The sequence below is a fragment of the Aeromonas sp. 600774 genome, assembly GCF_049175075.1.
Lineage (GTDB): Bacteria > Pseudomonadota > Gammaproteobacteria > Enterobacterales > Aeromonadaceae > Aeromonas > Aeromonas veronii_A.
This window is the reverse complement of sequence record NZ_JAAKUJ010000004.1, coordinates 252,856-260,783: the sequence shown is the minus strand read 5'-3', so window position 1 is coordinate 260,783 and position 7,928 is coordinate 252,856. Positions and strand designations below refer to the sequence as shown.

Here is a 7,928-nt window from a genome sequence, read left to right as displayed (position 1 = left end):
CTTGGGTATCACGGATGATATGGCGCACCACGGCAGAGCCGATAAAGCCGGCACCGCCGGTCACGAGGATTTTCATAGATATGTATCTCTTGCGAGGCGTTGATGTGACATCGGATAGGGGCTGGCTGTTCACTGCTGCACTGTTGAAACACCTAAATAGACGGCAATTTAACCATCTCAAACAGCAACAAAACACTGAGTGAACATTATTCACACAAATCACCAAATAACCCCAAGGCTACCGCCCCTGGGTTACAGCTCCCACCATGCTGCTTTTGACCTGATTGTGTTTGCTGTTGGTCATCATGTCCTCCAGCATTTTTCTGTATTGATTGTGTTTGGCAAAGACATACAAGGCTCAAGACCAAAAAGGTCAATGTCCGACGACTCACCACTTACCAGCCCGATAAGACGCAGATTCTATCTCGTTTCCTACAAACCTGCACCGCAAAAGTCGTTCGCCAACTACCATAGATAAGGATTCGATAAGGGGCGACGGAAGAGCGAATAACTCCTCATACACATCTGGGCGCAGCCAGATAATCAAGACCAAGTTACCGTTTTTACAACAAAAAAATAGAGCGACATTCCAAGTCGCTCTATTTATTACTCACTCATACCTGATTTATTTGTCTTATTGTGATCTGCCCCCAGAACTCAAGGGGTCACTTTGCTCAGTCACCTTTTGACTCAACTGCTGCAACCATGCGCGCCTCTTTGCTCTGGTGGCTGGTGAAGTAGCGCATCACCAGCACGAAGAAGAGCGGAACGAAGAAGATGGCCAGCACGGTGGCACTGATCATTCCCCCCATTACGCCGGTACCGATGGCGTTACGGCTGCTGGCACCGGCACCGGAGCTGATCACCAGCGGCAATACCCCGAGGATAAAGGCGAGCGAAGTCATCAGGATCGGACGCAGGCGCAGGCGCGCCGCCTCCACTACGGCTTCACCCAGTCCCATCCCCTTGTCATAGAGCTCTTTGGCAAATTCCACGATCAGAATCGCGTTCTTCGCCGACAAGCCTATGGTGGTGAGCAGGCCTACCTGGAAGTAGACGTCGTTCTCCAGCCCACGCAGGGTGGCGGCCACAATGGCTCCCAGTACCCCGAGAGGCACCACTAGCATCACCGAGAACGGAATGCTCCAGCTCTCGTAGAGGGCCGCCAGACAGAGGAACACCACCAGCAAGGAGATGGCGTAGAGCGCTGGCGCCTGTGAACCGGCCTGACGCTCCTGGAAGGAGAGCCCGGTCCACTCGATGCCCACCCCTTCCGGCAGCTGTTTCACCATCTGTTCGATGGCAGCCATTGCATCACCGGTACTCTTGCCGGGCGCAGCTTCACCGACGATCTCCATCGCTGGCACACCGTTGTAACGCTCAAGACGCGGCGAGCCGAAGCTCCACTCGGTGCTGGCAAAGGCGGAGAAGGGCACCATCTGACCGGCGCTGTTGCGCACATACCAGAGTTTCAGATCTTCCGGGTTCATCCGGAAGGGGGCATCCGCCTGCATATAGACCTTCTTGACCCGGCCACGGTCCACGAAGTCATTGACGTAGGAGGAACCCCAGGCAGTAGCCAGGGTGTTGTTGATATCCGCGATGGAGAGCCCCTGCGCCAGCGCCTTCTCGTAGTCGATCTTGATATCGAGTTGCGGCGTATCTTCCATCCCGTTCGGGCGTACCCGCACCAGTGTGGGATCCTGCGCCGCCATACCGAGCAGCTGATTACGCGCCGCCATCAGCTTGTCGTGACCGATACCGCCACGATCCTGCAGGAAGAAGTCAAAACCGGTCGCCGTCCCCAATTCAGGAATAGATGGCAAGTTGAAGGCGAACACTTGCGCCTCCTTGATGCTGAACAGATAGCCCATGGCGCGACCGATAATGGCGTTGGCACTGCGATCAGGACTCTTGCGTTCGCTCCAGTCCCTGAGTTTGATAAACGCCATACCGGTATTTTGACCGCTACCGGCAAAACTGAAGCCCGATACAGTCAATACGGCATCCACGTTATCCTTCTCGTTGTCCAGGAAGTAGTCACGCATCTGGGCCAGCACCACCTCGGTGCGCTGCTTGGTAGCTCCGACCGGCAGTTGCACCATGGACATGATGACCCCCTGATCCTCTTCCGGCAGGAAGGAGGTGGGCATCCGCATAAAGAGCACTGCCAGCACCGCCAGCATGGCGCCGTAGATAATGCTGTAACGCACGCCCTGCTTGATCACCTTGCGCACACCGCGCTGATAGCGCTGGGTACCGGCATCAAAGGCGCGGTTGAACCAGCCAAAGAAGCCACGCTGGGCGCCAAACTCGCCGTGTTTCATCGGCTTGAGCAGAGTGGCACAGAGGGCCGGGGTCAGGATCAACGCCACCAGCACCGACAGCACCATTGCCGAGACGATGGTCAGCGAGAACTGGCGATAGATGGCACCAGTCGAGCCTCCGAAGAAGGCCATCGGCACGAACACGGCGGAGAGCACCAACGCGATCCCCACCAACGCGCCGGTGATCTGGGTCATCGACTTGCGGGTCGCTTCCAGCGGGGAGAGATCCTCCTCGCTCATCAGCCGCTCCACGTTCTCAACTACCACGATGGCGTCATCCACCAGCAACCCGATAGCCAGCACCATACCAAACATGGTGAGGGTGTTGATGGAGAAGCCGAACGCCGCCATCACCCCGAAGGTACCGAGCAGTACCACAGGCACCGCAATGGTCGGGATCAGGGTGGCGCGGAAGTTCTGCAGGAACAGATACATGACGCAGAACACCAGGAAGATCGCCTCGATCAGGGTCTGCACCACCTCCTCGATGGAGATCTTCACAAACGGCGTGGTGTCGTAGGGGTAGACGATCTCCATGTTGGCCGGGAAGTAATCCGACAGCTCATTGAGCTTGGCACGTACCTTCTCGGCGGTATCCAGCGCGTTGGCGCCGGTAGCCAGCTTGATGGCGACCGCGGCGGTAGACTGACCGTTGTAGAGCGCATCTGCGTCATAGCTTTCGCCCGCCAGCTCGACCCGGGCCACGTCTTTGAGCCGTACCTTGGAGCCATCCTGATTCACCCGCAGCAGGATGTCGTTGAACTGCTCCACGGTAGAGAGACGGGTCTGCCCCATGATGGTGGCGGTGAACTGCTGATCTTCCACCGACGGAGTACCACCCAGCTTGCCGAACGCTACCTGGGCGTTCTGCGCCTTGATGGCCGCCTGCACATCCCCCGGGGTCATCTGCACCCGGTTGAGCTTGTTGGGATCGAGCCAGACCCGCATGGAGTACTGGCTGCCGAACAAGGTGATATCCCCTACCCCGTCCAGACGACTCAGGGGCTCCTTGATGTTGGAGACCACATAGTCCGCCAGATCGTCGTTGTTCATCGAGCCATCGTTGGAGATGAACGCCGCGACCATCAGGAAGCTGCTGGAGGTCTTCTGTACCCGAACCCCTTGCTGCTGCACCTCTTGCGGCAGCAGCGACATCGCTTGCTGCAGCTTGTTCTGCACCTGCACCTGGGCGATGTCGGGATCGGTCCCCGGCTGGAAGGTGAGGGTCACCGACACCCGTCCCGCAGAGTCAGACTGGGAAGACATGTAGAGCAGGTGATCCAGCCCGGTCATGTTCTGTTCGATGATCTGGGTGACCGAGTCTTCCACCGTTTTGGCAGAGGCCCCCGGATAGCTGGCGGAAATACCGACCGCGGGCGGCGCAATGCTCGGATACTGGGCGACCGGCAATTTGATGATGGCCAGGCTGCCCGCCAGCATGATCACCAGCGCGATCACCCAGGCAAAAATGGGTCTGTCTATAAAAAATCGAGCCATGAGGCGACTACTCCATCCTACTTGTTGGCCGGGGTGTTGGACGCAGCTTGAGCAGACTGTGCATCAGCACCCTGCTCGGCGGGATTGACCACGGCGCCCGGTCGCACTTTCTGCAAGCCAGCCACGATCACCCGCTCGCCGGAGGTGAGCCCTGACTCCACCACCCAGTTGCTGCCGACGACACGGCTCAGCTGCACGTTGCGCAGCTCCACCTTGTTGTCAGCGGTTACCACCATCACGGTGGCGCCGCCATTGGGGGTGCGAGTCACCGCAGTTTGCGGCACCAGCAGTCCTTGTGCCCGCTCTCCCTCTTGCAGGGTGGCGCGCATAAACATGCCGGGCAGCAGCAGCTGGTGAGGGTTGGGCACAATCACCCGCAGGGTCACCATGCCGGAGGTCTCATCCACGGTCACATCGGAGAACTGCAGCGAGCCCTCTTCGCCATAGGTGCTGCCATCTTCCAGCTGGAAGGTCACCCTGGCTCCCTTCTGCTCGTCTTGGGTCAACTTGCCCTCGGCGACCAGTCGCTTGAGGCGCAGCAGATCGGCGGTGGATTGACGCACATCCACATACATGGGATCGAGCTGCTGGATGGCGGTCAGGCTGTCAGCCTGCTGGGCTGTCACCAGCGCCCCCTCGGTCACCGCGGATTTACCGATGCGGCCACTGATGGGGGCGGTGATGCGGGTGTAACCGAGATTGATCTCTGCAGTGCGCAAGGCCGCCTTGCTCGCCATGATCTCGGCCTTGGCCTGCTTCCAGCTGGCGTCGGCGTCGTCATAGTCCTGACGGCTAATGGATTTGACCTTTAGCAGCTCCTGATAGCGCTGTGCCTTGAGACGGGCACTCTGCTCGTTGGCCTCTGCCTTGGCCAGATTGGCCTTGGCGCTGGCAACCGCCGCCTGATAGACAGCCGGATCGATCTGATAGAGCAGGTCGCCCGCCTTCACATCGCTCCCCTCGGTAAAGAGGCGCTTGAGGATGATGCCGCTCACCTGCGGACGCACTTCGGCCACCCGCAACGGGGCGCTGCGGCCGGTCAACTCGGTGGTCAACATCAACGGGCCGCTCTGCAGGGTCACCACGTTGACCGCCGCGGGGGGCATGCCGCCCTGTCCCTGGGGTGCGCCCCCCTTGTCACCACAACCTGCCAGCAAGCCTGTAGCCAGCAAGGCAAGACCAACTGAACGAGCAAGAATATGTTTATGCATGAAACACCTTAGCCTTTGCCAGTCAATGAACAATCAGGGCCACATGGGCCCTGTTGGTAAATAGTCGAAAGATGAGGCAATATACATACATTCATAAATGTATGTAAGTGACTTTTTGCTTGCATGAGGCACAAATTTCGATGGCCAGACGAACCAAAGAAGAGGCGCAGCAAACCCGCTGCCACATCATGAGCACGGCGCTGGATCTGTTCTGCTCTCAGGGCCTGGCCAAGACCAGCCTGACCGACATCGCCAGGGCGGCAGACCTTACCCGCGGGGCCATCTATTGGCACTTCAAGAACAAGGATGAACTCTTCATTTCGCTCTGGGAGGAACTCTGCAGCCCCCTCGCCCACCAGCTCGATGCCTGCCTCAACCCAGATGAGCCCGATCCGCTGGGACAACTGCGCCTCTTCTTCGAAGGGGTGCTCCAAAGCTTCATTCACAATCCGGCCCAGCGGCAGATGTTCACCATACTGTTCAATCTCGAATCGCTGGAGGGGGAAGCCATTTCCCTGCGCGAGCATATCCGCAGCGAGTCAGCCAACTTTTTCCGGGACCTGGAGACCACCCTGGCCAACGCGGTACGCCGGGGGCAGCTGCCTGCCAACCTCAACCTGCAGCGTGCAGCCACCCTGCTCCACTGTACCCTGGATGGCTACATCATAAACTGGCTCCACTTTCCGGAGCGGATCGACCTGCAGAGCGAATCAGCCTTCCTGATAGAGAGCATGTTTACCATGCTGGCCCACCCCCACGGACCTGCCTGCGGCCGCTAACAGGCTCCGGCAACGTCCTCACATCCAAATCGGGGACTGACCGCGCGTTTTGGCAGTCAGGCCCCGATTTGTTACCCTGTGCGCCCCCTGCTTGAGGTAACCCCTGTGCCACACTCTGACGCCATCCCCGCTTCCCGGCCATTTAACGACCAGCACGCCCACGTTCGAACTGCCTTTGTGGCGCACCTCAAACCCAGCGCTCACCTGCTCAATGGTCAGTGCGGTATGGGGGAGGATCTGTGCTGGCTGCGTGCAGAAGGGTATGTGGTCACCGCCTGTGAAGCGGTACTGGCTGACGCCAAAGTCGCCTCGCAGCAATCCGGGCAAGCTGTGCGGGTCTGCCCGCTGGCGAAGATGCACTCGGTGCTCCCTTACGATGGGATCTGGCTGAGCCGCCCGCTTGATAGCGACGTGGCCACTCTTGTCCCCCTGTTGCAACAGCTGGCGACCCTGCTCAAAGCGGGCGCTCCGCTCTGTTTCCCCCTACAGCCAAGCGGCGAAATGAGCCACGACCAGCAGCTCCCGCATCTTCAGCAAATCGTCACCTCATCCGGGGTAGCGCTGCAACTGGCTTCGATGGAAGCCGTATCAGCCAGCACCTCAGACTCCGCAAGTCAATATGCCAACCAGTACGTCATGTTGCTGCGCGGCGATCATCAGGCCACCTAACGGGCTAATTCATCACGGATTTTCCCATTCAATGCCAAGCCGGCTGCTAGTCGGCGATCTTGGCTATCGACAATATTTAACTCGGCATTAACGCATAAAAGGCAGACATAACACGGCTTACGTGTTAAAAAGTTCGATTAATATCAAAATTTAATAACAAAACAGACAATACAACCAACTCCGGATTTCCTTATGAAACTTGTCCTGAAACTCATTGCTGGCATCCTTGCCGGTCTCTTGCTCGGTCTCTACGCCCCTGAGTGGGTGGCGCGCGTGCTGTTTACGGCCAAGACAGTGATAGGTCAGCTGATCACCTTCACAATTCCGCTCATCATTCTGTTCTTCATCATGAGCGGCATCGCCAGCCTGCCGAAAAACTCCGGCAAGCTGCTGGGCAAAACCGTGGCCCTCTCCTACTGCTCTACCATTCTGGCGGGGCTGTTCGCCTTTACCGTGGCGAGCCACCTGATCCCGCAGTTCACCACCGCCGCCGAGCCCACCACGGCCACAGCCATCAAACTCGCCTCCTATGTCAATCTCGAGATCCCGCCGCTGTTTGGCGTGATGTCGGCACTGGCTGCCGCCTTCGTGTTCGGCATCGGCATCAGCGCCACCCAGGCCACCGATCTGCGCCGTGTCGCCGATCAGGGCCGTGACATCATCGACCGCCTGCTGGCCAAGGTGATCATCCCGCTGCTGCCGTTCTATATCGCGGGTGTCTTTGTCGAGATGACGGTAGAAGGCACCGTATTCGCCACCCTGAAAACCTTCGGCGTGGTGCTGGTGATGGCGATCCTGATGCACTGGATCTGGCTATCCGTGCTGTTCGTGGGTACCGGTCTGGCCCTTGGCCGCTCACCAGCCCAGCTCATCAAGAACATGCTGCCCGCATACTTCACCGCGCTGGGGACCATGTCGAGCGCCGCCACCATTCCGGTCGCGCTGCAGTCGAGCAAGAACAACGGGGTCAGCGACGGCATCGCCAACTTTACCGTACCGCTGTGTGCCACCATTCACCTCTGTGGCTCCACCATTACCCTGGTCACCTGCGCCACCGCGGTGATGTTCCTCTCCGAGCATCTGGCCATTCCGGGCATCGAAACCATGCTCCCCTTCATCATGATGCTGGGGGTGATCATGATCGCCGCCCCGGGCGCCCCGGGTGGTGGCGTGATGTCGGCGCTGGGCCTGCTCACCTCCATGCTCGGCTTTGGTGAAGCCTCCATCGCCCTGATGATCGCCCTCTATCTGGCGCAGGACAGCTTCGGCACCGCCTGCAACGTCACCGGTGACGGCGTGATTGCCCTGTGGGCGGATCGCTTCGCCAATGGCAGCGAGAGCGCAGCCCCCGTGGCCGAGGCCGAACAGGCGTAAGCTCTCCGGGATAGCTCGACCATCCTCTGCAAAACCGCAGGCCCGAACCATGTTCGGGCCTGCGTCGTTTC

At 59.0% G+C, this 7,928-nt stretch carries 6 protein-coding genes; 3 read left to right on the top strand and 3 right to left on the bottom strand.

All coding sequences use genetic code 11. The annotated features are described in order from the left end of the window. The 3 genes from G5171_RS06755 to G5171_RS06745 all read right to left on the bottom strand — a co-directional run. Nucleotides 1-76: NAD-dependent epimerase/dehydratase family protein (locus tag G5171_RS06755; RefSeq protein WP_139060373.1), on the bottom strand; the 76-nt coding region annotated here is incomplete at its 3' end. Nucleotides 77-674: 598 nt separating this feature from the next. Next, nucleotides 675-3,824, bottom strand: a complete 3,150-nt coding sequence (locus G5171_RS06750; protein ID WP_421250512.1) for an efflux RND transporter permease subunit — start codon at nt 3,822-3,824, stop codon at nt 675-677. A 17-nt stretch (nt 3,825-3,841) separates the two neighbouring features. Then, nucleotides 3,842-5,035, bottom strand: a complete 1,194-nt coding sequence (locus G5171_RS06745) for an efflux RND transporter periplasmic adaptor subunit (protein WP_421250513.1) — start codon at nt 5,033-5,035, stop codon at nt 3,842-3,844. Nucleotides 5,036-5,175: 140 nt separating this feature from the next. Here G5171_RS06745 and G5171_RS06740 point away from each other — a divergent pair, with 140 nt between their 5' ends. From G5171_RS06740 to G5171_RS06730, 3 genes are all read left to right on the top strand, one after another. Beyond that, on the top strand, nt 5,176-5,814 hold the full coding sequence (locus G5171_RS06740; RefSeq protein ID WP_421250514.1) for a TetR family transcriptional regulator: 639 nt from the start codon (nt 5,176-5,178) through the stop codon (nt 5,812-5,814). Nucleotides 5,815-5,919: 105 nt separating this feature from the next. Continuing rightward, nucleotides 5,920-6,483, top strand: a complete 564-nt coding sequence (locus G5171_RS06735) for a hypothetical protein (protein ID WP_421250515.1) — start codon at nt 5,920-5,922, stop codon at nt 6,481-6,483. Nucleotides 6,484-6,675: 192 nt separating this feature from the next. Then, nucleotides 6,676-7,857 (top strand): dicarboxylate/amino acid:cation symporter, encoded by a 1,182-nt coding sequence (locus tag G5171_RS06730; protein ID WP_005359180.1) that lies wholly within the window; start codon nt 6,676-6,678, stop codon nt 7,855-7,857. Nucleotides 7,858-7,928: the final 71 nt, after the last annotated feature.